Below are 22,076 nucleotides of genomic sequence, written 5' to 3' on the forward strand. Positions count from 1 at the left end.
CTAAGCAGAGCTTGTTTACTGTCCGGCCCGGCGCCTAGCGCCAGGTACCGATGCCGACCACGGGGCCGGCTTCCACCCATGAAGACAGGCCCGTATAGGCCTCGTACTTCATGGCCACCAGGATGGTACTGCCCTGGTAGTTCAAGCTGACGACGACGGCGCCGGGCTGGATACGGGCACGCTCGGCTTCAGTGGGCTCCCGCCAGCCGGCCATTTCCAGTGAACTGCGCAGGAAACGGTACGGCGGACGCGGACTCAGCGAGACCAGGCGCAGCCATTCCAGATGGGTGTCCGTATAACGGCAAACCCCCATCCGCCACCCCGCAGGGGGGAGGCAGATGGAGGCATCGAAGGTCCCCAGGGCGCGCCGCAGCTGGCTGCGGCGCACCCCGAAGAGCACTACTGCAAGGACAAGCAGCCCAAAAAGGGCGGCCAACGCAATGAACACATAGGAGCTGTCCATCGGAAGGAGTCAGCGGGTCCCGGCGGTTGCTTCGTTGGTCACCTTGGCATTGTCGGCCACGATGACCACCCGGTTGTTGTCCACGGAGAAGAATCCTCCGTCAACGCTTACCTCAATGCGGGAACCGGACACCGGTTCGATGGCCAGTCCGCCCTCTGCCAGGATGGCCAGCACCGGTGAGTGCCCGGGAAGGATCCCGATCTCGCCGTCGCTGGTGCGGGCCTTGACCATCTTTGCCGCTCCCGACCACACGAAGTGGTCGGCAGCAACAATCTCAACTTCGAGTTCAGCAGCGTCCGCCATGGGGCTCACTTCCCGGTCTGCTCTTGGATCTTCGCCCACTGACGCTCAACGTCATCCATGCCGCCGACGTTGAAGAACGCCTGCTCGGCAATGTGGTCAACGTCGCCGTCGCAGATGGCCCGGAAGCCTTCGATGGTGTCCTTGATGGAAACCGTCGAACCCTCAACGCCGGTGAACTGCTTGGCGGTGTAGGTGTTCTGGGAGAGGAACTGCTGGATGCGGCGTGCACGCGACACGACAATCTTGTCCTCTTCGCCGAGCTCGTCGATGCCGAGGATGGCGATGATGTCCTGCAGTTCCTTGTTCTTCTGGAGGATCTGCTTGACGCGGATGGCCGTGTCGTAGTGCTCCTGTCCCACGTACTGCGGGTCGAGGATACGCGACGTCGAGGTCAGCGGATCCACGGCCGGGTACAGGCCACGGGAAGCGATTTCACGGGAAAGTTCCGTGGTCGCGTCCAGGTGGGCGAACGTGGTTGCCGGGGCCGGGTCGGTGTAGTCATCTGCAGGCACGTAAATGGCCTGCATGGACGTGATCGAGTGGCCCTTGGTGGACGTGATGCGCTCCTGCAGCAGACCCATCTCGTCAGCCAGGTTCGGCTGGTAGCCCACAGCGGAAGGCATGCGGCCGAGAAGGGTGGAAACCTCGGAGCCTGCCTGCGTGAAGCGGAAGATGTTGTCGATGAAGAGCAGCACGTCCTGGTTCTGCACATCGCGGAAGTATTCCGCCATGGTCAGAGCCGACAGTGCCACGCGGAGGCGCGTTCCCGGCGGCTCATCCATCTGGCCGAATACAAGGGCGGTGTCCTTCAGGACGTTCGCCTCTTCCATTTCAACCCAGAGGTCGTTGCCTTCACGGGTACGCTCGCCGACGCCGGCGAATACCGAGGTACCGCCGAAGTTGCGGGCAACACGGGTGATCATTTCCTGGATCAGCACGGTCTTGCCGACACCGGCACCGCCGAACAGGCCGATCTTGCCGCCCTTGATGTACGGGGTGAGAAGGTCGATCACCTTGATGCCGGTTTCCAGCATCTCGGTGGAGCCCTCAAGGTCAGCGAAGTTCGGAGCCGAACGGTGGATCGGCCAGCGCTCGGTGATCTCCAGCTGGTCTTCGGTGACGTCGAGGGGCTCGCCCAGGACGTTGAAGATGTGGCCCTTGACGCCGTCGCCTACCGGCACGGAGATGGGAGCACCCGTGTCGTAAACGGCAGCGCCGCGGACCAGGCCGTCGGTGGCCTGCAGGGAGATGGCACGGACGAGGTTGTCACCCAGGTGCTGGGAGGTCTCGAACGTGATGGTGCGGGTCTGGCCGTCGAGCGTCAGCTCGGTGGTCAGTGCGTTGTAGATGGTGGGGATTGCGTCAGCCGGGAATTCGACGTCGACAACCGGGCCGATGACACGGGCGATACGGCCGGTGGCACCCGAGGCTACGGAATCAGATCCGTGCTCGACAGTTTGGGCAGTCATCTCTCTCACTTCACTCAGTTAGATGGCGTGTGGACTAAGTTTTTTATGCGTTGGAACTTATCTTCGAGCGGGGCAGGCTAAGAGGCGCTGAGCGCGTCCGCACCGGCTACGATCTCGGAAAGTTCCTGGGTGATTTCGGCCTGACGGGCGTTGTTGCGAAGTCGCGTGTACTTCTTGATCAGGTCCGTGGCGTTGTCCCCTGCGGCCTTCATGGCGCGCTGGCGGGCAGCAAGCTCGGAAGCGGCGGCCTGGAGCATGGCTGCGAAGATGCGCGACTCGATGTAGCGCGGCAGCAGTGCGTCCAGGACCTTTTCCGGCTCGGGCTCGTATTCGTAGAGAGGCAGGAACTCAGCGTCAGACTGGGCTTCTTCCTCCACTACCTCCAGCGGCAGCAGTCGGATGACCGCAGGTTCCTGAATAACCATGGACTTGAAGCGCGTGTAGACGATGTGGATTTCGTCCACGCCGCCGTCTTCGTAGGCCGTGTTGAAGTCATCGAGGAGTGCCTTGCCGATTTCTCGGGCTGTTTCGAACTCGGGTGCGTCGGTACCGCCGGTCCAGACACGTTCCACTGAACGGTTCCGGAATTCGTAGTACGCCTGCGCCTTGCGTCCAACAAGGTAGGTCTTAACTTCCTTGCCCTCGTCACGGAGCAATTCATTGAGTGCTTCGCCCTGCTTGAGGACACCGGCGGAGTACGATCCGGCAAGACCGCGGTCGGAGGTCATGATGACCACGGCTGCGCGCCGGATCTGCTCCGGTTCGGTGGTCAGCGGATGATCGATCTCCGACTGGGATGCCACAGCAGAAACGGCACGGGTGATCGCATTGGAGTAAGGCAGTGACGCAGCCACACGGGTGCGCGCCTTTCCAATGCGAGAGGCAGCAATCAGCTCCATCGCCTTGAAGATCTTCTGCATCGACGTTGTCGACGCGATCTTCTGGCGGTAGACCCGAATTTGGGCTCCCATACTCTTCCTTTCAGTTCCTGGCGTTGAAGCCAGGGGCTAAGGCAATGGCCATGGGTTCCGCTGCCGGGCACACGGCCCGGCAGCGGAACTCCAAAACCGCTAGCGCTTCTGCTTGACGATCTTTTCCTGGTCTACGGCATCCTCGTCCAAGGCCGAGGTAGCTTCGTTGCCGGCGGCGACCATGCGGTCGTCACCTTCGCCGAAGAAACCCTGCTTGAACTTGGTGATGAGGCTCTTCATCTCATCAACCGTGGAATCCTCGAGCTTGTTCGTCTCGGCCAGGACGGTCATGACGGACGAGGAGTGGCGTACGTGTTCCAGGAACTCGGACTCGAAGCGGCGGACGTCCTCAACGGGGACGTCATCCAGGTAGCCGTTGGTGCCCATCCAGATGGAGACAACCTGGTCTTCCACCGGGTACGGGGCGTACTGGCCCTGCTTGAGCAGTTCCATCAGGCGTGCACCGCGGGTCAGCTGCTGGCGGGAAGCCGCATCCAGGTCCGAGGCAAACATGGCGAATGCCTGCATGTCGCGGTACTGGGCCAGTTCCAGCTTCAACGTACCGGAGACCTTCTTCATGGCCTTCTGCTGTGCAGCACCACCGACGCGCGAGACGGAGATACCGACGTCGACGGCGGGGCGCTGGTTGGCGTTGAAGAGGTCCGACTGGAGGAAGATCTGTCCGTCGGTGATGGAAATAACGTTGGTCGGGATGTAGGCCGAGACGTCATTTGCCTTGGTTTCGATGATCGGCAGGCCGGTCATCGAGCCGGCACCGAGCTCGTCGGAGAGCTTGGCGCAACGCTCCAGCAGGCGGGAGTGCAAGTAGAAGACGTCGCCGGGGTAGGCTTCGCGTCCCGGCGGGCGGCGCAGCAGCAGCGACACGGCGCGGTAGGCTTCAGCCTGCTTCGACAGATCATCAAAGATGATCAGGACGTGCTTGCCGCCGTACATCCAGTGCTGGCCGATGGCCGAGCCGGCGTACGGTGCCAGGTACTTGAAGCCGGCGGGGTCGGATGCCGGGGAGGCCACGATCGTGGTGTACTCCATGGCGCCCTTGTCTTCCAGCGTCCGCTTGATTTCAGCGATCGTGGAAGCCTTCTGGCCGATGGCTACGTAGATGCAGCGAACCTGCTTCTGGACGTCACCGGAATCCCAGTTGGCCTTCTGGTTCAGGATGGTGTCAACGGCAATGGCGGTCTTACCCGTCTTGCGGTCACCGATGATCAGCTGGCGCTGGCCGCGGCCGATCGGGATCATGGCGTCGATTGCCTTGAGGCCGGTCTGAAGCGGCTCGTGGACCGACTTGCGCTGGGTAACGCCCGGCGCCTGGAGTTCCAGTGCACGGCGTGCCTCAGCGGCGATCGGGCCCATGTCATCCATCGGCTCGCCCAGCGGGTCGACAACGCGGCCCAGGAAGGCGTCGCCTACGGGTACGGACAGGACTTCACCGGTGCGGTGGACTTCCTGGCCTTCTTCGATACCGGCGAAATCGCCAAGTACAACGACACCGATTTCACGGGTGTCAAGGTTCTGGGCGAGGCCCAGCGTGCCGTCCTCAAACCGAAGCAGCTCATTCGCCATAACGGAGGGCAGGCCCTCCACACGGGCAATGCCGTCGCTGGCGGTTGTTACGCGGCCAACTTCAACGCGCTCTGCGTTTCCGGGTTCGTAGGACGCCGCGAATTCATTCAACGCATTACGGACGTCGTCGGCGTTGATGGTCAATTCGGCCATCTGCAGTCCCTGCTCTCCTATGTTGTGATCATCGCTTAACAGCCGATGACCGTGATTGGTTCTCAAATGTTCTGAAGGCCGTTTAGGGCCGTCAAGGTGACTAGACAGCGAGCTTTCGGCGAAGTTCAGTCAGGCGCGTCGTAACGGTGGAATCAACTACTTCATCCCCCACTGTGACACGAATGCCGCCGAGAATCGCCGGGTCCACATTGACGTTGATCTTCAGCTCGCGGCCATACAGTCCGTTGAGAGAGGACTGCAGACGCTTTTGCTGTTCCTGCGTCAGCGGACGGCTGGACTGCACTTCTGCAATCCACCGCTGCTGGCGGCCGGCTACCAGTTCCGCGAAGCGCGCTACCAGTGCTGCCGGACGCAGTCCGCGCGGGGCGGTTACTGCCTGCGTGACCAGCACCTTGGCTTCGGCTCCCATGCCCGGCACGAGCTTCTGTGCCAGCGTGGCCTTGGCCGAGGCTGATGCCTGCGGTTCCTGCAGCGCACGCTGCACCTCGTGGTTGGCTGCAACGGCCTGGTTGAAGCGGAACAAATCGTTTTCCAGGGCTTCAAGGCCGGCCAGGCCGGGACCCTTGTTTTCCGCTACAGCTGAAACAACGGTTGCACCCAGGGTTTCCAGGGCATCGCCCAGGTCACGCGCTGTGCGCCACCGGGACTCCACCAGAGAAGCAGCCAGCTGCTCGGCGTCGGCCGAAACCTTGCCGCCGACCAGCTTGGAGACCAGGGCTGCCTTGGCCGAGGCTTCACGAGCCGGATCCGTCAGGGCACGCAGCAGGCCAGCATCGCTGTCCAGCAGGCCCAGAATTCCAAAGAGTTCCTCGGCCAGGGACAGGGTTGCGCCGGGAAGCTTGGCTTCCAGCTTCTCCTGCGCCGCGGCCAGTGACTCGCTCGATATACCTGCCATTACTTAACCGCACCTGCGTTCTGGGTTTCCAGGTCGTCAAGGAAGCGGTCAACCACACGGGCGGCACGCGCATCGTCTGCGAGGGACTCGCCGACAATCTTGCCGGCCAGCTCGGTGGCGAGCGTGCCCACTTCGCTGCGGAGGGAAACGACAGCTGCCTGGCGTTCCGCTTCGATGGCGACGTGGGACTGTTCCATGATGCGGGCGGATTCGGCGCCTGCCTTGGCCTTCAGGTCAGCGAGGATCTGGGCGCCTTCGGCGCGTGCTTCTTCGCGGATCCGGTTGGCCTCGGTACGGGCGTCGATGAGCTGCTGCTTGTATTCATCCAGGGCCGCGCTGGCTTCAGCCTGTGCGGCTTCGGCCTTCTTGAGTCCGCCTTCGATGGCCTCGGTACGCTCTGCATACGTCTTCTCGAACATCGGGACGACGAACTTGACGACGATGTACATCAGCACGGCGAAGCCAAGCAGTGTTACGAGGATCTCCCAGATGTTTGGGATCAGAGGATTCGCGCCTTCTTCGGCGGCGAGGATTAGTGCCTCGTTCATTTCAATCCGTCCTATCTACTTGGTTGGAAATACGCGCTGACGTTAGAGAACGAACGCGAAAACCAGACCAAGGATAGCCAGTGCTTCGGTCAGAGCCAGGCCCAGGAAGGCGATGGGCTGCAGGACGCGCTGGGCTTCCGGCTGGCGGGCAACGCCGTTGATGTAGGCCGCGAAGACCAGGCCCACGCCGATGGCGCCGCCGATAGCGGACAGGCCGTAGCCGACGAGGTTGATGTTGCCTTCGATATCCAAAACACCAGTCATTTGGTTTTGTTCCTTTCAAGATGCCCGTTGGGCAGGTTGCATGGTTCAGGGGGGTTCCCCGGTGAGGGGAGGTTTAGTGTTCCTCGGCCAGGGAGCCTTGGATGTAGATCGCGGTCAGCAGGGTAAAGACGTAGGCCTGCAGGACCTGGATCAAAACTTCGAACAGGAACATGGCGACGCCGCCTACCAGGGTGAGCGCACCCAGCGGCTTCAACAGTCCTTCAGCCTCGAGCAGCAGGAACGCGGTTCCACTGCCGGCAAGCATGATGATGAGGTGGCCCGACAGCATGGTTGCGAAGAGTCGCAGGCTGTGCGTGATCGGACGGACCAGGAAGGTGGAGATGATTTCGATCAGCACCACGAGGGGCAGGATGGCCATCGGCACGCCGGACGGGACGGTGGCGAACTTGAAGTAACCCAGGCCGTGCTTCCGGATGCCGACAATGATCCACGTGAAGTAGACAATCGCGGCCAGTGCATAGGCCGTGCCCACGTGGGACGTGGTCGGCAGCTGGGCCAGCGGGATGGTGCCCCACAGGTTGTTGATCAGGATGAAGAAGAACAGCGCGAACAGCAGCGGAGTGAAGGACCGGAAGTCCTTTTCACCGATGATGTCCCGGCCGATCGAGTTGCGGACGAAGTTGTAGCTCCATTCGCCCAGGAACTGCAGCCGGCCCGGGACCATCTGGCCCTTGCGGGCTGCGGCTACGAAGAACCACCCGATAAGGATGACGGAAAGGAGGATAAGCAGCATCTGCTTTCCGAATCCTTCACCGCTTTCGGCGCCCCAGGGAAGGATCTCAGGGAGGTGCATGTCTTCGAGGGTAGGTGCGACGAATCCCTCGTCATTGGAGGCGGGAAGCGCAAGCGCGATCAACGCGTTTCCTCTCTGCTGTGTCCATCGTTGGGCATATCATTGGTGGGCACGCATGATGTGCGCCCATTAGTTCGGTTTTGTGAAATCAATTCGATTTATCCGTATCCGGCTGTTTTCCGCCCGTGACGGGTCGGTCCGCACCCAAGGTGCGCCTGTGTGCGAAGGCGACATAGTAGCCGCAGACCGCACCCAGGACGATACCGGCCGGTAAAATCCAGCGAGTTCCCAGGAGACTATCCAGGCTCCACCCTATCAAACCCAGGGCGATGATTCCCGCAAGCAGATACTGCACGGTTGCGCGGCGGCCGGCGGCAGGCGGCTCGAAAGCACCCGGGCCGGTGGAGGGCTGTTTTTTAGGCATTTGCGCCTCCTTGGGGACTGGAATCGTCAGCATCGTTGTAAATCAGGTGACGGGTCGTCGAAAAGGCGCGGATTTCCGCCGCCTGCCAGAGGACCACTGCGCCGACTGCGGTCAGGGCAAACCATTCACGGTGCAGCCAATCAGGAGTTCCCAGTCCGAAAAGAATGACGGCGAAACCGACAACCTTTATGGCATAGGTAACGACAAACATTCCGATGGCTCCGGAGGGATTGCTGCGTCCGACGACGTGGCCGACCAGGAGGCTGATTCCGAAGAATGCGGCAATAACGAACCACCCCAGAAGGGAGCTCGCCGCTGCAGACAGATCCGCCGTGAGAGCAGCCACGACTGCGGCCAGGAGGGCGGCGGCGCCGGTCACGGCAAGGGCCTTCCCGAGAATCGCCAACCAGGGGGCCTTCGTTGGCCCCGAGGGGGTCAGGAACCCGCCGGGGCGGGAACCATCTGCGGATCTCATGGTGGAGGCAGTCTTCCTTGCTGGTTTTTTGGAGCCGGACGCTTCGTGGGTGCCGGGCTACCGCGACCCTTGAATTCTACAGTACATAGAAGACGCCTCTGGCAGGGCCCGCACAGCCGCGGATCAGGCCACCGTGCGCCGGGCGAACAGGCGCGGCGAGGCCAGGTAGAAAGCCAGCACTGCGACGGCGAAGAGGACCCCGGCGGCCGTCGCGCCGGCACCCGCACCCGCAGTGAGCAGCCCGGTGACGCCGACGGCTACGGTACAGCCGGTGACGATCAGCGACACCTGTACGTGGCTCAGACCTGCATCGGTCAGCCGCTGGTAGGCGTGCTGGCGGTGGGCCGTGTACCACCGCTCCCCCCGGCCCATGCGGCGCAGCAGCGTGGAGAAGGTGTCGGCCAAATAGACGAGGATCGGAAACAGCAGGTATTCCACATACACGCCTGCGAGGAAGGCAGCTACTGCAACACCGGCGATGGATGACCCGAGCAGGTAACTGCCGACGTCGCCCAGGAAAACCTGCCCCCTGCCGAGGTTCCAGGGCAGGAAGGCGGCAAAAGCCGCGGCCACCACTGCTCCCGTAACAGTCAGCCAGACGTGGTCGGACAGCACGCCGCTGATGGAGTACAGGGTACCCACCACCAGTCCATGCAGCCCGGAGATTCCGTTGATGCCGTCCATGAAGTTGGCGACGTTGATGTAGGCCGCTATTGCGAGGCCGCCCACGGGAACCCACCACCAGCTTTGCTCCATGGTCCATGCCAGTCCGGCCGTTCCAAGCAGGCCGATGGCGAGCTGGGTGGCTGCCCGGGTCCGGACGGAGACGCCGCGCCAGTCCTCGATCCAGCCCAGCAGCGATGCCGCGCCGATCACGGCGATCAGAATGGCAAGCACCGAACGGTCAACGGCCACCAGCCCTGTCAGCAGCGCCAGCAGGAGGCCGGCCAGGACGCCGGCGGCAGTGGTTGCACCCACCCCGCGGATGACTGCCTTGGTGTGCGAGGACCGCTCATTGGGGACGTCGAGGACACCCAGCCGGCGCAGCAGGGGGATAAAAAGGAAGGGCAGCAGCAGGCTCGCCAGGAAAGCCGCAGCGGCGCACAGCACCAGCAGCATCAGCCGGTCCGCCGTTCGCTGTAGGGTTCTCCGGGCTCATTTGCGGCGTCACCCGGGGCACCGGGATGGCGGGCACCCGGAATGCGCACTATCTCGCCGGCATCGGTTGCTGCCCCGTCCGTCGGCACGCTCCCGGGTTCGATCCCGCAGCGCCGCAGCCAGTCAGCCAGGTCCAGCTCATCGGGATCCAGCACGGCAACCGCAGCGTGGGAGATCTTCGGATGCAGGGGACGGGAGTCCTCTTCCCCGGTGCCGACGAGGATCTCGTGCAGCTTTTCGCCCTGGCGCAGTCCGGTGAAGACAATTTCGATGTCCTTGCCGGACATCGCGATCATGCGGCGGGCGACGTCGAGGATCTTCACGGGCTCGCCCATGTCCAGGATCATCACCTCTCCCCCGCGGCCGATCGCGCCGGCCTGGATCACCAGCTGGCAGGCCTCGGGGATCGTCATGAAGAAGCGGGTCACCTCCGGGTCGGTCACGGTGACCGGTCCGCCCTGCCGGATCTGTTCGCTGAACAGCGGCAACATGGAGCCCCGGCTGCCGATCACGTTGCCGAACCGCACGGAGACGTACCGCTCCCCGGTGGCGCGAGCCATCCAGGCCGTCAGCTTTTCGGCTACGCGCTTGGAATGGCCGAGGACCGTGGTGGGGTTCGCCGCCTTGTCGGTGGAGATGTTCACGAAATGGCGCACGTTCGCTTTGCGGGCCGCAGCCAGCACGTTGGCAGTGCCGATGATATTGGTCTTCCAGGCTTCCTGCGGGTACTGCTCCAGGAGGGAGACGTGCTTCAGGGCGGCGGCGTGGAAAACGACGTCGGGGCGGCGTTCGCGGAAGATGCGCTCCAGCGCTTCGGGGTCGCGGATGTCCGCCAGGACCGTATCCGGGCCGTCCAGCAGGCCGCGGCCGGTGATGGAGAGCTGGGTCAGCTGCAGGCCGGTCTCGTCCCGGTCCACCATGATCAGTTCGCCGGGATTGAAGGCGGTGATCTGGCGGCAGAGTTCGGAGCCGATGGAACCGCCGGCTCCCGTGACGAGGACCTTCTTCCCGGACAGGTAGCCGGCAACTTCGTCCACATGGATGTCGACCGGCCGGCGCCCGATGAGGTCTTCGACCGCCACGTCGCGGAAGTCGCCCAGGCCGGCGCCGTCGCCCTTCGAGAGCATGTCCTTGAGCGGCGGAAGCACCAGGACGCGCAGGTCCAGGCCTTCGGCGAGATCGGAAATCTCACGGACCTGCTTGGCTTCCACATCGGCGATGGCCACCACCAGCACCGTGGCGCGGGTCCGCTGCACCAGTTCGGGAAGGTCTACGAGTTTGCCGAGCACCGGAACAGTGGCCAGCCTCAGGTGCTTCTTGGACGGGTCGTCGTCGACCAGGCCAACCGGGTAGTACGGCGACTCCGGGTCCTTCATCATCCGTGAGACCAGGGAACCGCCCAGGAATCCCGCGCCGTACACAAGGGCACGCTGGGCTTCTTCCCCCGGCCGGGCCTTGCTCTCCACGTACATCCGCTTGACGTACCTGATTGCCGCCATGAACAGGCAGGCGAAGGGGAAGGCGATCATTCCGGTGCTGCGCGGGATATCGATCACTAGGCCGAACAAGGCGCTTGCGAGGACCAGGATGGCGGAGACAATAAGCGTCACCACCGCCAGCAGCCGCATCTCGTGGAAACTGCCGAAGCTGTAGCGGCCGCGGTAGAGGGCAAACGAATAGCCGACTATCAGCTGGGTCAGGACGGCGACGCCGCAGAAGACGGCCAGGCCGCCCGGGTTGATCTGCTCGACAGTGAGTTCGTAGCGGAGCACCAGCGCGAGGCCGATGGACACGATCCAGGCCAGGGAGTCGAGCACATACTGCGACCAGAGCCACAGGACGGGCTTTTCCTCCCTGGGAAGGTGACTGTTGTCCGTAGGTTTTTGCCTCATGGTCCTCAACGGGTAGGTACCCGGCTTTCTTCTCGGTGATGCGAAGAGCTGGCGGAAGAATCCGGTGTAATAGACTGGAATCTATTCAGCATACTAACTGCACACCCTCTCCGGTTTCGGTCTTGGCCGATCCCCCGGGTTGCCTGAAAGGACCATCTTGCCGGACTCCGTGGCCGTAGCAGCAGTGACCTTCGACCGTCCGGACGATGTGAAGATCCTCCTGGAGGCACTGGCCGCGCAGAGCGGCAACATCACGTCCGTGGCACTCGTGGACTCCGGCAAGACCCCGGTTTCGGAGATCGCCGAAGCTTCAGCGGCGCCGGTTAACTACATCCGGTCAAACACCAATCTGGGCGGAGCCGGCGGTTTTTCGCTCGCCATCCTTTCAGCCATGGCCTCCGGCGCCGAATGGATCTGGATCATGGACGACGACGCCCATCCCGAAGATCCCGAATGCGTCGCCACCCTGTTGGCTGCAGCGAAGGAACGCGGCCTCGACGTCGTCCTGCCGCTAGTGGTTGCCCCGGGGGCGCCGGACACGCTGTCCTTCCATTTCCGCCTCGACGGGAAACTGACCCATGACCGGGCCGAAGTTGCCGCCCGCGGGTTCCTGCCCAATGTGGGGCACTTCTTCAACGGCGCCCTGATCCGCGCCGACGTCTTCTACCGGGTGGGACTGCCGGACCTTCGCCTGTTTATCCGCGGCGACGAGACGGACTTCATGATCCGGCTGCGCCGGGCGGGCATCGACTTCGGCACGGTCACCACGGTGGCCCTGACGCACCCGGCGGCCTGGGCCGAAGTGCAGCCCGTCCTGGGCGACCGGATGCACGTCCTGGTCCCCGAGACGCCGTTCAAGCAGTTCTACTTCTACCGCAACCGGGGCTACCTCACCCGCCGCTACACAAGGGTGAAGTCCTTCGTGGCCGATGCCGTGGGCTACCCCATCCACTTCGCCAGGACCCGGGATCCCCGCGGTTTCGCCAACTGGCTGCGCGCCTACGCGGCCGGCATGGCCGGGCGCCGCTTCGGGCCGCCGTCGGACTTCGGGTTCTAACGTGGACGTCGTCCAGGAACCGGCCCCGCTGACGATCGTCATCACGACGTTCAACCGCTCCGGCTACCTCACCGGCCTGCTGGAGAGCATCAAAAGGCTCGACCCCGCACCTGCGGCGGTTGTCGTGGTGGACAATGCCAGCACCGATGAGACGCCCCGGGTCCTGGAAGCAGCCCGTGCCGGCTTCCCCGTCCCGCTGTCCGTCCTGCGGCTGGAGGCCAACACCGGCGGGGCCGGCGGGTTCGCAGCCGGTGTCGAGGCCGCCCTGGACTCCGGCGCGCAGTGGCTGTGGCTGATGGACGACGACGTCGAGGTCCTCCCGGGTGCCGTGGCTGCGCTGAGCAAGTGGACCGGGACCTACGACTGCATCCACGGCCGGCGGTTCGACGCCGGCGGGGAACCGTTCTTCTGGCAGCACCGCTTCGTCCCGTTCCTGGGCGTGCACCTGCCGGTGCCGGGCAACGTTTTCCGCGACTCCCCCGTCTTCGACACCAATGTGGGCTGCTTCGAGGGAATGCTGATCAGTGCCGGCCAGGTGCGCCGGATAGGCCTGCCGGATGCCCGCTACTTCATCAACGGCGACGATGTGGTTTACGGCTGGCTCGCCTCCCTGGACCGGCCGGTGGCCTACGTCAACGATTTCGTGCTCCGCAAGGTCCGGGTGCAGAGACAGATCGACCTCGGCATCCGCCACCTCAACGATTCCAGCGACCTTGGCCGCTTCACTGCCATGCGCAACCGCGGCCATACCGCCCGGTACCTGCAGGTCCACGGCCGGTATCACCGGTTCGGATTCGCCCTGGGGACCTTCCTGACCGCAGGGAAGGAACTGCTCAGGCTGGTTGCCGTGGAGCATTCGCTGCGGGGCGCCGGGCGCCTCTGGGCCGGCTGGCGCGGTGCCCGACGCATCCTCCGGGACCGGTCCTGGTCCCCGATGGCCCCGCTGTCCGCGCCTGGGCAGCCATCACCGGAAACACGAAAGCAGCAGGTTTGAGCACTCCTTCTCCCGAACCCGTCCCTTCCTCCGGCACACCCTCGGTGTGGGCGGTCCTCGGCGGCACCGGCTTCATCGGTTCGGCCGTCCGCTCCGCACTGGCTGCACGCGGGGTCGAGGTCCGGGCTGTTTCCGCTCCCCGGCTGCGTACCGATGCCTCGGACGTAGCCGGTTTGCTTGCGGCGGCCGCAGCGCTGGACACGGAACGCCGCCGGCTGGCCGACGCCTTCGCGGGCGCCGACGTCGTGGTGAATGCTGCCGGACTGGCGACGCCGGGAGCCGCGGACTCCCCCGAGCTCCGGGGTGCGAACTCGCTGCTGCCTGCGTTGGTCGCCGATGCCGCTGACGCCGCCGGTGTCCGCCGGTTCGTACACCTGAGCAGCGCCGCGGTGCAGGGGCACCGTCCGTTCCTGGACGAAAGCCCGCATGTGGAACCGTTTTCGGCATACTCCCGTTCCAAGGCACTCGGCGAACAGGTCCTTTCCGCCCGGCACGGCGGGTCCTGCAGCGTTGCCACGGTCCGCGCCACCTCGGTCCAGGGACCGGGCCGGGCGACCACAGCTAAGCTAAGCCGGCTCGCGGCCTCGCCGCTGGCATCCGTTGCCGGGCCCGGAACCGCACCCAGCCCGGTAAGTTCAGTAGATTCCCTGGTCGACTTCGTCCTGCGGGTAGGCTCCCACACGGGCCCGGTTCCTGCAGTGGTGCTGCAGCCCTGGGAACAGGCATCGGTGTCCTCCGTGCTTGAAGCAGCAGGCGGCCGGCGGCCGGCGCATCTGCCGGTCTGGGCCTGCCGTCTCGCGCTGCGGTCCGGCTATGCGGTCTCCTCGCTGGCCGGGGAGCGGCTGCACGGAGCACTGCGCCGCGTGGAGATGATGTGGTTCGGGCAGCGCCAGGAGCCCGGCTGGGCCGAGGCCACGGGCAACGTCCCGGAACCCCGCGTCCGCGAGGTCCTGGCAGCCTCCCGGAACTAAACCCGTTTCTGGTCTTTGGCCAGGGAGGGCGCAGTGCCGCCCGCTGCGGGTTCTTCACCCGGATCCAGGATTCCCGGAACCACTTCGCGCAGGGCGGCGGTGCTGATCGCACCGCTGCGCACCACCCGCATCGGCTCGCTGGTGGCGTCCACAATGGTGGACGGCACTCCGTCGCTGCCGGCCACCGGACGGTGTCCGGCTTCCAGATAGACCTCCACGGATTCGCCCAGTTGTTCGCGTGCCTGCGCCGCGGTCTGTCCGGCCGGGGATCCCGTGCGGTTGGCCGAGGACACAGCCAGCGGCCCGGTGGCGGCCAGCAGGTCCAAGGCCACGCTGTCGTCGGGCATCCGCAGTGCCACGGTTCCCATGGTGTCGCCCAGGTCCCAGCTCAGGGACGGCTGGGCGTGGAAGATCAGTGTCAACCCGCCCGGCCAGAACGTACGTGCCAGGCTGCGGGCGTCTTCGGAAATGTCCGTGGCCAGGCCGTCCATGGTCTCCAGGCGCGGGATCAGCACGGGCGGGGGCATGCTCCGGCCGCGTCCCTTGGCCGCGAGCAGCGTAGCCACTCCCTGCGGGGAGAAAGCGTCGGCACCGATTCCGTACACGGTGTCGGTGGGAAGCACCACGCAGGATTTGGCGGCTATGGCGCGCTGGGCTGCCGCCAGGCCCTCACTGAGTTCTTCGGGGTTACTGCAGTCATAACTGGTGCTCACGGCAATATTCTTTCACTAGTGGATGCCGCCGATGCGGAGCGTCGGACAGCCGACGTCGCCCGCGGGCGGTCATTGAGGTCCCGGTGGGATTGGACATCGGTCCAGGCCGGATCGCCGGCCAGCAGCCGCGCGATGGCCGGCGCCTGCACTTCGGCATGTTCCATCACGAAGTAGCCGCCTCCGGCAAGCAACCGCGCCGCGGTCCGTGCTGCGGCCATCGGCAGTTCCAGACCGTCCGCTCCCCCGCCGTACAGCGCCATGGCCGGATCATGCTCGGCGGCTTCCGGCTCGTTCGGGACGGCTTCGGCAGGGATGTACGGAGGGTTGGACACCACCACGTCGAAGCTGGCTTCGTGGCCGGCCAGGGCGGTCCGCAGGTCTTCCAGGACCAAGTGGACGCCCAGCGGAGCCAGGTTCCGTTCCGCCCAGGCGAAGGCGAGGGGGCTCAGCTCCACGGCATGCACTTCAGCTGCGGGAACTTCCGAGGCCACCGCAGCCGCGATGGCGCCGGAGCCGGTGCCGAGGTCCACGACCTTGGCCGAGCCGGCCCGGCGCGCAGCATCGATCGCCAGCTGCGCCACCGTTTCGGTTTCCGGCCGCGGCACAAAGACTCCGGGCCCGACGGCCAGTTCCAGGTACCGGAAATGGGCCTTTCCCGTCAGGTGCTGCAACGGCACCCGCGCGGCGCGTTCGTGTACCAGTGCAGCGTATCCCTGGGGTGCCGGCACGTCGGTGAAGGCCAGCGCCCGGATCCGGCCGGGGCTTTCGCCCAGCAGGTGCGCGGCGAGCAGCTCGGCGTCCACCCGCGGTGACGGTACCCCGGCGGCGGCGAGTTCCGCCGTCGCACGGCGCAGCGCGTCGGCCAGGGTGCCGCCGGCACCGGTCGCGGAACCGGTGAGGCTATTAGCTTTCGTCACCGATGGCGTCCAGCCGTGCCTGCTCGTCCATTTCAATGGCTGCCTGCACCACTGCCTCAAGCTCGCCGTTCAGCACGGTGTCCAGGTTGTAGGCCTTGTAGCCGGTGCGGTGGTCCACGATCCGGTTTTCCGGGTAGTTGTACGTCCGGATCCGCTCCGAACGGTCCATGGTCCGGATCTGCGACTTCCGGATGTCCGAGTTCGCGGCGTCGATCTTTTCCTGCTCGTGCGCGAGGATACGTGAGCGCAGCACGCGCATGGCTGCTTCGCGGTTCTGCAGCTGCGACTTTTCGTTCTGCATGGCCACCACAATGCCGGTGGGCAGGTGGGTGATGCGCACGGCCGAGTCGGTGGTGTTCACCGACTGTCCGCCGGGACCGGAGGAGCGGTAGACGTCGATCTTCAGGTCGTTCTGGCTGATCGCGACTTCTTCCGGCTCGTCCACTTCGGGCAGCACCAGGACGCCGGCAGCCGAAGTGTGGATCCGGCCCTGGGACTCCGTGACGGGAACGCGCTGCACGCGGTGCACACCGCCTTCATACTTCAGGCGTGCGTAAACGCCTTCTGCCGGATCGTTGGAGTTGCCCTTGATGGCCATGGCAACGTCCTTGTAGCCGCCCAGGTCCGACTCGGTGGCCGAGATGATTTCCGTACGCCAGCCGCGGTGCTCGGCGTAGCGGGTGTACATGCGCAGCAGGTCGCCGGCGAACAGGGCCGCTTCGTCGCCGCCTTCGCCGCCCTTGACCTCGATGATGACGTCGCGACCGTCATTGGGGTCCCTCGGAATCAGCAGGCGGCGCAGCTTCTCCTGCGCGTCCTCCAGCTGCTCCTTAAGCACGGGTACCTCGGCGGCGAATTCCGGGTCCTCATCCGCCATTTCGGCGGCGGCGGCCAGGTCATCCTCAAGTCCGTGCCAACGGTTGTAGGCATCCACAATCCGGCTGAGTTCGGCGTAGCGCCGTCCCAGCCGGCGGGCCAGGCCCTGGTCCGCGTGCACTGCCGGGTCGGACAGGCGCAGCTGGAGTTCAGCGTGCTCATCCAACAGGCCCTGTATGGACTCAAACATGTTCTAGATTCCTCTTTCAGCTGGGTTTCCCACATGGAAGTTTATCGGTTCGTGCGCCCGTCGGTCCCCGGGCGTTAACGAACGAGCCGCCCAGGCCCCCTGCCCGCGTGCAGCGGGAGGGGGCATGAGCGGCTCGTAAGGCAGCTAGTTGTCCTTGGTGCCCAGGGTGGTCTGCTGGACCTGCATCAGGAACTCGACGTTGGACTGCGTCTCCCGGATCTTGCCGGTGAGCAGTTCCAGCGCCTGCTGGGTGTCCAGTCCGGACAGGACCCGGCGCAGCTTCCACATGATCTTGACTTCATCCGGGGAGAGCAGGTTCTCTTCGCGGCGGGTACCCGACGCGTTGACATCCACGGCCGGGAAGATGCGCTTGTCCGCAAGGTTGCGGGACAGGCGCAGCTCCATGTTGCCGGTGCCCTTGAATTCCTCGAAGATGACCTCGTCCATCTTGGACCCGGTCTCCACCAGGGCCGTGGCCAGGATGGTCAGCGAGCCGCCGTTTTCGATGTTGCGGGCAGCACCGAAGAAACGCTTGGGCGGGTACAGTGCGGACGAATCCACACCGCCGGAGAGGATACGGCCCGACGCCGGAGCGGCCAGGTTGTAGGCACGTCCCAGTCGGGTCATGGAGTCAAGCAGCACCACGACGTCGTTGCCCATTTCCACCAGGCGCTTGGCGCGCTCGATGGCGAGTTCGGCAACTGTGGTGTGGTCATCGGCGGGGCGGTCGAAGGTGGAGGCAATGACCTCGCCCTTGACCGTGCGCTGCATGTCCGTGACTTCTTCGGGACGCTCGTCCACGAGGACCATCATGAGGTGGACCTCAGGATTGTTGATCGTGATTGCGTTGGCAATTGCCTGCAGGATCAGCGTCTTTCCGGCCTTCGGCGGGGAAACGATGAGGCCGCGCTGGCCCTTGCCGATCGGAGCCACGAGGTCGATGACACGCGGGCCGATCACCTTGGCATTGGTTTCCAGGCGCAGACGCTCGGAGGGGTACAGCGGGACCAGCTTGGAGAACTCCACGCGGTCCTTGTTGTCCTCGGCCTGCTTGCCGTTGACGGACGTGAGGCGGACCAGTGCGTTGAACTTCTGGCGCTGGTTTCCGCCCTGGTTTTCGCCTTCACGCGGGGCGCGGATGGCGCCGACGACGGCGTCGCCCTTGCGCAGGTTGTACTTCTTCACCTGGGCGAGGGAAACGTAGACATCGTTCGGGCCCGGCAGGTAACCGGAGGTCCGTACGAAGGCGTAGTTCTCCAGGACGTCGAGGATGCCGGCCACGGGCAGCAGGACGTCGTCTTCAGTGACCTCGACGTCGTCGACCTCGGGGTTCTGGTTGCGGTTGCGGCGGCGCTCGTTGCGGTCGCGGAAACGATCGTTCCGGTCGCCGCGGTCATTGCGGTCATTGCGCTCGTTGCGGTTCCGGTTGCGGCGGTTACGCCCGCGCCCGTTCTCGTCACTGTCGTCGCGGTTGTTGTCGCGGTCGCGGTTGTTCTCGCGGTTGCCACCGTTGTCGCGGTTGTTGTCGCGGTCGCGGTTGTTCTCGCGGTTGCCACCGTTGTCACGGTTGTTGTCGCGGTCACGGTTGTTCTCGCGGTCGCGGTTGCCCTCGCGGTTGCCACCGTTGTCACGGTTGTTGTCGCGGTCCGAACGGTTGCGGTCACGGCGCTCACGGCGTTCGCCGCGCTCGTCGTCGCCCTGGGTCCGGGCCTCAGCGCCGTTGTTGGCAGCGCCGTTGCTGTTGGCAGCGTCCTTGTTGGCAGCGCCGTTGCTGGAAGCGTCCTCTGCAGGTGCCTCGGCGGAAGCGTTGCTGACCGTTCCGTTGGACTCGTTGGAATCGCTGCGGCGGTTGCGGCTGCGGCGGTTGCCGCGCTCGCGCTGGCCCTCTTCGCGTCCGTTGTCTTCGCGTGCCTCGCGGTTCCGGGCCGGAGCCGCTTCTGCTTCCGGCGAGGCGGCTGGTGCCGGTGCCTCGGCCGCTGCAGTTTCCGCGGGGGCGGAAGTGACGACGCCGTCACTGGCTGCACGCCGGTTGCGGTTGCGGGTACGCGTCGGGCGGGTCGTCTCGGCCTCTGCGGACTGCTCCGCGGGTGCTGCTGCCGCCTTCTCGGGCGCCGAAGCACCCTTGGCTGCGTCGTCGCCGGCCTCGCCGCGGGAACCGCGGACCGGCCGGTCGGCTACTGCGCCGCCGCGCTGGTGGTTGGAGATGGCCGTAACCAGATCTCCCTTACGCATGCGGGAACCCCCGGTGATGCCGAGCTGGCCGGCAAGCGCCTGGAGCTGCGCGAGCTTAAGGCCTGCAAGGCCGGCGCTCTTTGATGCGTTCTCGCCGGTTGAACCGGCGGATGCTGAATCCACGCCTGCAGTCAGGCTAGTGGTATCTGTCACGAAGGATCCTTCCCCCTCGTCGGGCGGTCCGGCGCAATGCCGGCCGCGGTGATTGGCCCTGGTCCCAAAATCAGACATTGGGTCAGGGTTCGCCTACTACCGGCCCGATGGCCGGAGAAAGGCGAATCTGCTGGGTGCCTTATGTAAAGAAGAATCCACGCAGAGTCTGGTCAGCTTCGCTGCCGAACACGCGGCATTCAAGCGGGACACGCCGCTTCTTGGCGGTTCCTTTGAAGGCTGCACCGGAGACTGTGCCTCCGCGGGTGGGCATTTGAATCAACGGAAATCACCGCAGGACGGGTGCAATCACACCTGACGGCGGCAAAGTGTTTTCAACTAAAGCCCGGGGCGGCCCGAAATGGACGGCTACCTGCGGGAGCACAGGACGGAAAAATTACCGCTGGTGCCCTTCCACTCTAGCACCATCTCGCTCGACACCAAGCCGCAGAACACGCCAATTTTCGCCGTATTCCGCTGCCTGCAAATGTTTGGTCATTGCCTGCTCCGCTTCCAAGGCGGCCTCCTCGCCGTCGGCAAGGCACATCACCGTGGGACCGGCACCGGAAATCACGGCGGCGAATCCCGCTGAGCGCAGTGACTGCAGCAGCCGGGCACTGGGCAGCATCGCGGGTGCCCGGAACTCCTGGTGCAGCGCGTCCTGCGTTCCCTCGAGCAGCAGCGACGGATCCACGGTCAGGGCGTGGATCAACAGCGCGGCACGGCCCGCGTTGGCCGCTGCGGTCCGGTGGGCCACGGTCGCCGGCAGCAGGCCGCGGGCACTCTCGGTGGAGAGTTCCACGGCCGGTACGGCGACTACGGGAACCACATCGGGATGGACCGAGGCCCGAACGGAGCGGAAAACGCCGTCGTCCTCCCAGGAAATCGCGAGGTCGCCGACGAGTGCGGGAGCAACATTGTCCGGGTGGCCCTCCAGTGCCGAGCAACTGTGCAGCAGGCCTGCGGCATCGAGCCGCGATTCGGCCGGCAGCAGGGAATTCGCGGCCAGGACGCCGGACACAATAGCCGACGCCGAAGAGCCCAGTCCGCGGCCGTGCGGAATAGCGTTCTCTGCGCTCAGGTGAAGCCCCCGGGCGCTGTATCCGGCGGCAGCCAGGGTGGACAGCAGGGCGCGGACCACCAGGTGGGAGGAGTCCAGGGGAACGTTTCCGGCACCCTCCCCCGCAACCTCGACGAAAACGCCTTCCTCCGCGGAGGTGCGCACCCGCACCGTGTCATACAGCGTGAGCGCCAGCCCCAGGGAGTCGAACCCCGGGCCCAGGTTGGCGCTCGTTGCGGGCACGGTCACGGTCACGTCCTGCCCCGGCGCCAGGGTTCGGGAACCGGTGCGGGAAACGGAGCGGGAACCGGAGCGCGGCCCGCCGGGCAGATCCACCTGCATGGTTCAGCCCTACTTGCCGGATCCGGCGGGCTTCGCCGCTTCCAGGCCCAGCGCTGCCGCCACGCTCACAACGTCGAAGTCCACCTTGGTGGGTTCGACGTCGGATCCGTCGGCGGTGCGCAGTGCCCACTGCGGGTCCTTCAAGCCGTGTCCGGTGACCGTAATGACGATGGTCTTGCCGGCGGGGACTTCCCCGGCGGCATGCTTCTTGAGCAGCCCGGCCACACCGGCGGCGGAGGCCGGTTCCACGAACACGCCTTCGCGGGAGGACAGCCAGCGGTGCGCATCGAGGATTTCGGTGTCCGTGACGGCTTCGATCAGGCCGCCGGATTCGTCGCGGGCGGCAATCGCCTGGTCCCAGGAGGCCGGGTTGCCGATCCGGATGGCGGTGGCAATGGTGTCCGGATCGGTCACCGGATGTCCCTTCACCAGCGGCGAGGCGCCTTCGGCCTGGAAGCCCCACATGTGCGGCGTCTTGGTGGCCACCGGCGCCAGCTCCTCGCCGGCCACGTTGGTCCAGGGCTTCGCGTATTCGGAGTAGCCCTTCCAGTAGGCGGTGATGTTTCCGGCATTGCCGACGGGCAGCAGGTGGTAGTCGGGGGCATCGCCGAGGTAGTCCACCACTTCGAAGGACGCCGTCTTCTGGCCCTCGATGCGCGCCGGATTCACGGAGTTCACCAGGAACACCGGGTAGGCCTCGGCAAGCTTGCGGGCCACCTCCAGGCAGTTGTCGAAATTGCCGCGGACCTGGAGCAGCTGGGCGCCGTGCGCAATGGCCTGGCTGAGCTTGCCCATGGAGATCTTGCCGTCCGGTACCAGTACGGCGCAGGTGATGCCTGCCTGCGTCGCATAGGCGGCGGCCGAGGCGCTGGTGTTGCCGGTGGACGCGCACACCACTGCCTTGGCGCCGGATTCCACGGCTGCGGTCATGGCCATGGTCATTCCGCGGTCCTTGAAGGACCCGGTGGGGTTCATGCCTTCGACCTTGAGGTACACCTCCGAGCCGGTCAGTTCGGACAGCGCCTTCGCGCGGACCAGCGGCGTACCGCCCTCACCGAGGGTAATGACCTCGGTGCTCTCGGTGACCGGAAGACGGTCGGCGTATTCGCGGATAACGCCGCGCCATTGGTGAGCCACGGC

Annotated in this window: 22 protein-coding genes; 3 read left to right on the top strand and 19 right to left on the bottom strand. The window is 65.2% G+C overall.

Translation table 11 applies throughout. The features are described from left to right. Positions 1 to 34 precede the first annotated feature (34 nt). The 13 genes from N2L00_RS10785 to N2L00_RS10845 form a co-directional block, all read right to left on the bottom strand. Positions 35 to 463 (bottom strand): DUF2550 domain-containing protein, encoded by a 429-nt coding sequence (locus tag N2L00_RS10785; protein WP_255764626.1) that lies wholly within the window; start codon positions 461 to 463, stop codon positions 35 to 37. Positions 464 to 472: 9 nt separating this feature from the next. Next, on the bottom strand, positions 473 to 766 hold the full coding sequence (locus N2L00_RS10790) for a F0F1 ATP synthase subunit epsilon (protein WP_227918261.1): 294 nt from the start codon (positions 764 to 766) through the stop codon (positions 473 to 475). 5 nt (positions 767 to 771) lie between these two features. Further along, complete coding sequence (atpD, locus tag N2L00_RS10795; protein ID WP_255764627.1) at positions 772 to 2,235, bottom strand: F0F1 ATP synthase subunit beta; 1,464 nt, start codon at positions 2,233 to 2,235, stop codon at positions 772 to 774. A 77-nt stretch (positions 2,236 to 2,312) separates the two neighbouring features. Further along, complete coding sequence (locus N2L00_RS10800) at positions 2,313 to 3,206, bottom strand: F0F1 ATP synthase subunit gamma (RefSeq protein WP_255764629.1); 894 nt, start codon at positions 3,204 to 3,206, stop codon at positions 2,313 to 2,315. Positions 3,207 to 3,305: 99 nt separating this feature from the next. After that, on the bottom strand, positions 3,306 to 4,943 hold the full coding sequence (gene atpA / locus N2L00_RS10805; RefSeq protein ID WP_255764630.1) for a F0F1 ATP synthase subunit alpha: 1,638 nt from the start codon (positions 4,941 to 4,943) through the stop codon (positions 3,306 to 3,308). A 100-nt stretch (positions 4,944 to 5,043) separates the two neighbouring features. Then, positions 5,044 to 5,859, bottom strand: coding sequence for a F0F1 ATP synthase subunit delta (locus N2L00_RS10810; protein WP_255764631.1), 816 nt, complete (start codon positions 5,857 to 5,859; stop codon positions 5,044 to 5,046). Continuing rightward, on the bottom strand, positions 5,859 to 6,407 hold the full coding sequence (locus tag N2L00_RS10815) for a F0F1 ATP synthase subunit B (RefSeq protein WP_229949507.1): 549 nt from the start codon (positions 6,405 to 6,407) through the stop codon (positions 5,859 to 5,861). Before N2L00_RS10815 ends, N2L00_RS10810 begins: the two co-directional genes overlap by 1 nt. Positions 6,408 to 6,449: 42 nt before the next feature. Beyond that, positions 6,450 to 6,671: an ATP synthase F0 subunit C gene (atpE, locus tag N2L00_RS10820; protein WP_227918267.1), complete on the bottom strand. Its 222-nt coding sequence runs from the start codon at positions 6,669 to 6,671 to the stop codon at positions 6,450 to 6,452. Between the two features lie 73 nt (positions 6,672 to 6,744). After that, a complete protein-coding gene (gene atpB / locus N2L00_RS10825; protein WP_229949509.1) occupies positions 6,745 to 7,548 on the bottom strand; it encodes a F0F1 ATP synthase subunit A in 804 nt (267 codons plus the stop codon). 85 nt (positions 7,549 to 7,633) lie between these two features. Next, positions 7,634 to 7,909: an AtpZ/AtpI family protein gene (locus N2L00_RS10830; protein ID WP_255764633.1), complete on the bottom strand. Its 276-nt coding sequence runs from the start codon at positions 7,907 to 7,909 to the stop codon at positions 7,634 to 7,636. Beyond that, positions 7,902 to 8,384: a hypothetical protein gene (locus N2L00_RS10835; protein ID WP_255862747.1), complete on the bottom strand. Its 483-nt coding sequence runs from the start codon at positions 8,382 to 8,384 to the stop codon at positions 7,902 to 7,904. Before N2L00_RS10835 ends, N2L00_RS10830 begins: the two co-directional genes overlap by 8 nt. A 123-nt stretch (positions 8,385 to 8,507) precedes the next feature. Continuing rightward, entirely contained in the window at positions 8,508 to 9,503 is a 996-nt protein-coding gene (locus N2L00_RS10840) for a glycosyltransferase family 4 protein (RefSeq protein WP_255862745.1), read from the bottom strand. After that, the gene (locus N2L00_RS10845) at positions 9,503 to 11,434 is read right to left on the bottom strand and encodes a nucleoside-diphosphate sugar epimerase/dehydratase (protein ID WP_255764636.1); all 1,932 of its coding nucleotides are present in this window, start codon (positions 11,432 to 11,434) and stop codon (positions 9,503 to 9,505) included. The genes N2L00_RS10840 and N2L00_RS10845 overlap by 1 nt, the downstream gene beginning before the upstream one ends. Positions 11,435 to 11,591: 157 nt before the next feature. Here N2L00_RS10845 and N2L00_RS10850 point away from each other — a divergent pair, with 157 nt between their 5' ends. Genes N2L00_RS10850 through N2L00_RS10860 form a run of 3 tightly spaced genes read left to right on the top strand, consistent with a single transcriptional unit; the run spans position 11,592 to position 14,456 of the window. Then, a complete protein-coding gene (locus N2L00_RS10850) occupies positions 11,592 to 12,491 on the top strand; it encodes a glycosyltransferase (protein WP_255862744.1) in 900 nt (299 codons plus the stop codon). Between the two features lies 1 nt (position 12,492). Continuing rightward, positions 12,493 to 13,485 (top strand): glycosyltransferase, encoded by a 993-nt coding sequence (locus N2L00_RS10855; RefSeq protein ID WP_255862743.1) that lies wholly within the window; start codon positions 12,493 to 12,495, stop codon positions 13,483 to 13,485. Then, the gene (locus N2L00_RS10860; RefSeq protein ID WP_255862742.1) at positions 13,482 to 14,456 is read left to right on the top strand and encodes an NAD(P)-dependent oxidoreductase; all 975 of its coding nucleotides are present in this window, start codon (positions 13,482 to 13,484) and stop codon (positions 14,454 to 14,456) included. Before N2L00_RS10855 ends, N2L00_RS10860 begins: the two co-directional genes overlap by 4 nt. Here N2L00_RS10860 and N2L00_RS10865 read toward each other — a convergent pair. From N2L00_RS10865 to thrC, 6 genes are all read right to left on the bottom strand, one after another. Then, entirely contained in the window at positions 14,453 to 15,169 is a 717-nt protein-coding gene (locus N2L00_RS10865) for an L-threonylcarbamoyladenylate synthase (RefSeq protein WP_255862741.1), read from the bottom strand. The genes N2L00_RS10860 and N2L00_RS10865 overlap by 4 nt on opposite strands. Next, positions 15,166 to 16,086: a peptide chain release factor N(5)-glutamine methyltransferase gene (gene prmC, locus N2L00_RS10870; RefSeq protein ID WP_255862740.1), complete on the bottom strand. Its 921-nt coding sequence runs from the start codon at positions 16,084 to 16,086 to the stop codon at positions 15,166 to 15,168. Before prmC ends, N2L00_RS10865 begins: the two co-directional genes overlap by 4 nt. Beyond that, complete coding sequence (gene prfA, locus N2L00_RS10875) at positions 16,073 to 17,152, bottom strand: peptide chain release factor 1 (RefSeq protein WP_229949524.1); 1,080 nt, start codon at positions 17,150 to 17,152, stop codon at positions 16,073 to 16,075. The genes prmC and prfA overlap by 14 nt, the downstream gene beginning before the upstream one ends. A gap of 144 nt (positions 17,153 to 17,296) precedes the next feature. Continuing rightward, complete coding sequence (gene rho / locus N2L00_RS10880; protein ID WP_255862739.1) at positions 17,297 to 19,537, bottom strand: transcription termination factor Rho; 2,241 nt, start codon at positions 19,535 to 19,537, stop codon at positions 17,297 to 17,299. 394 nt (positions 19,538 to 19,931) lie between these two features. After that, positions 19,932 to 20,936, bottom strand: a complete 1,005-nt coding sequence (thrB, locus tag N2L00_RS10885; RefSeq protein ID WP_255862738.1) for a homoserine kinase — start codon at positions 20,934 to 20,936, stop codon at positions 19,932 to 19,934. 9 nt (positions 20,937 to 20,945) lie between these two features. Beyond that, complete coding sequence (gene thrC / locus N2L00_RS10890; RefSeq protein WP_255862737.1) at positions 20,946 to 22,073, bottom strand: threonine synthase; 1,128 nt, start codon at positions 22,071 to 22,073, stop codon at positions 20,946 to 20,948. Between the last annotated feature and the right edge of the window lie 3 nt (positions 22,074 to 22,076).

Source organism: Arthrobacter sp. zg-Y1171, assembly GCF_025244845.1.
Taxonomy (GTDB): Bacteria; Actinomycetota; Actinomycetes; order Actinomycetales; family Micrococcaceae; genus Arthrobacter_B.

What these genes read in the sequence shown, in the direction of transcription:
- N2L00_RS10785 (WP_255764626.1), bottom strand. Translation starts at nt 463, where the DNA reads ATGGACAGCTCCTATGTGTTCATTGCGTTGGCCGCCCTTTTTGGGCTG.
- N2L00_RS10790 (WP_227918261.1), bottom strand. Translation starts at nt 766, where the DNA reads ATGGCGGACGCTGCTGAACTCGAAGTTGAGATTGTTGCTGCCGACCAC.
- atpD (WP_255764627.1), bottom strand. Translation starts at nt 2,235, where the DNA reads ATGACTGCCCAAACTGTCGAGCACGGATCTGATTCCGTAGCCTCGGGT.
- N2L00_RS10800 (WP_255764629.1), bottom strand. Translation starts at nt 3,206, where the DNA reads ATGGGAGCCCAAATTCGGGTCTACCGCCAGAAGATCGCGTCGACAACG.
- atpA (WP_255764630.1), bottom strand. Translation starts at nt 4,943, where the DNA reads ATGGCCGAATTGACCATCAACGCCGACGACGTCCGTAATGCGTTGAAT.
- N2L00_RS10810 (WP_255764631.1), bottom strand. Translation starts at nt 5,859, where the DNA reads ATGGCAGGTATATCGAGCGAGTCACTGGCCGCGGCGCAGGAGAAGCTG.
- N2L00_RS10815 (WP_229949507.1), bottom strand. Translation starts at nt 6,407, where the DNA reads ATGAACGAGGCACTAATCCTCGCCGCCGAAGAAGGCGCGAATCCTCTG.
- atpE (WP_227918267.1), bottom strand. Translation starts at nt 6,671, where the DNA reads ATGACTGGTGTTTTGGATATCGAAGGCAACATCAACCTCGTCGGCTAC.
- N2L00_RS10830 (WP_255764633.1), bottom strand. Translation starts at nt 7,909, where the DNA reads ATGCCTAAAAAACAGCCCTCCACCGGCCCGGGTGCTTTCGAGCCGCCT.
- N2L00_RS10835 (WP_255862747.1), bottom strand. Translation starts at nt 8,384, where the DNA reads ATGAGATCCGCAGATGGTTCCCGCCCCGGCGGGTTCCTGACCCCCTCG.
- N2L00_RS10840 (WP_255862745.1), bottom strand. Translation starts at nt 9,503, where the DNA reads ATGCTGCTGGTGCTGTGCGCCGCTGCGGCTTTCCTGGCGAGCCTGCTG.
- N2L00_RS10845 (WP_255764636.1), bottom strand. Translation starts at nt 11,434, where the DNA reads ATGAGGCAAAAACCTACGGACAACAGTCACCTTCCCAGGGAGGAAAAG.
- prfA (WP_229949524.1), bottom strand. Translation starts at nt 17,152, where the DNA reads ATGTTTGAGTCCATACAGGGCCTGTTGGATGAGCACGCTGAACTCCAG.
- thrB (WP_255862738.1), bottom strand. Translation starts at nt 20,936, where the DNA reads ATGCAGGTGGATCTGCCCGGCGGGCCGCGCTCCGGTTCCCGCTCCGTT.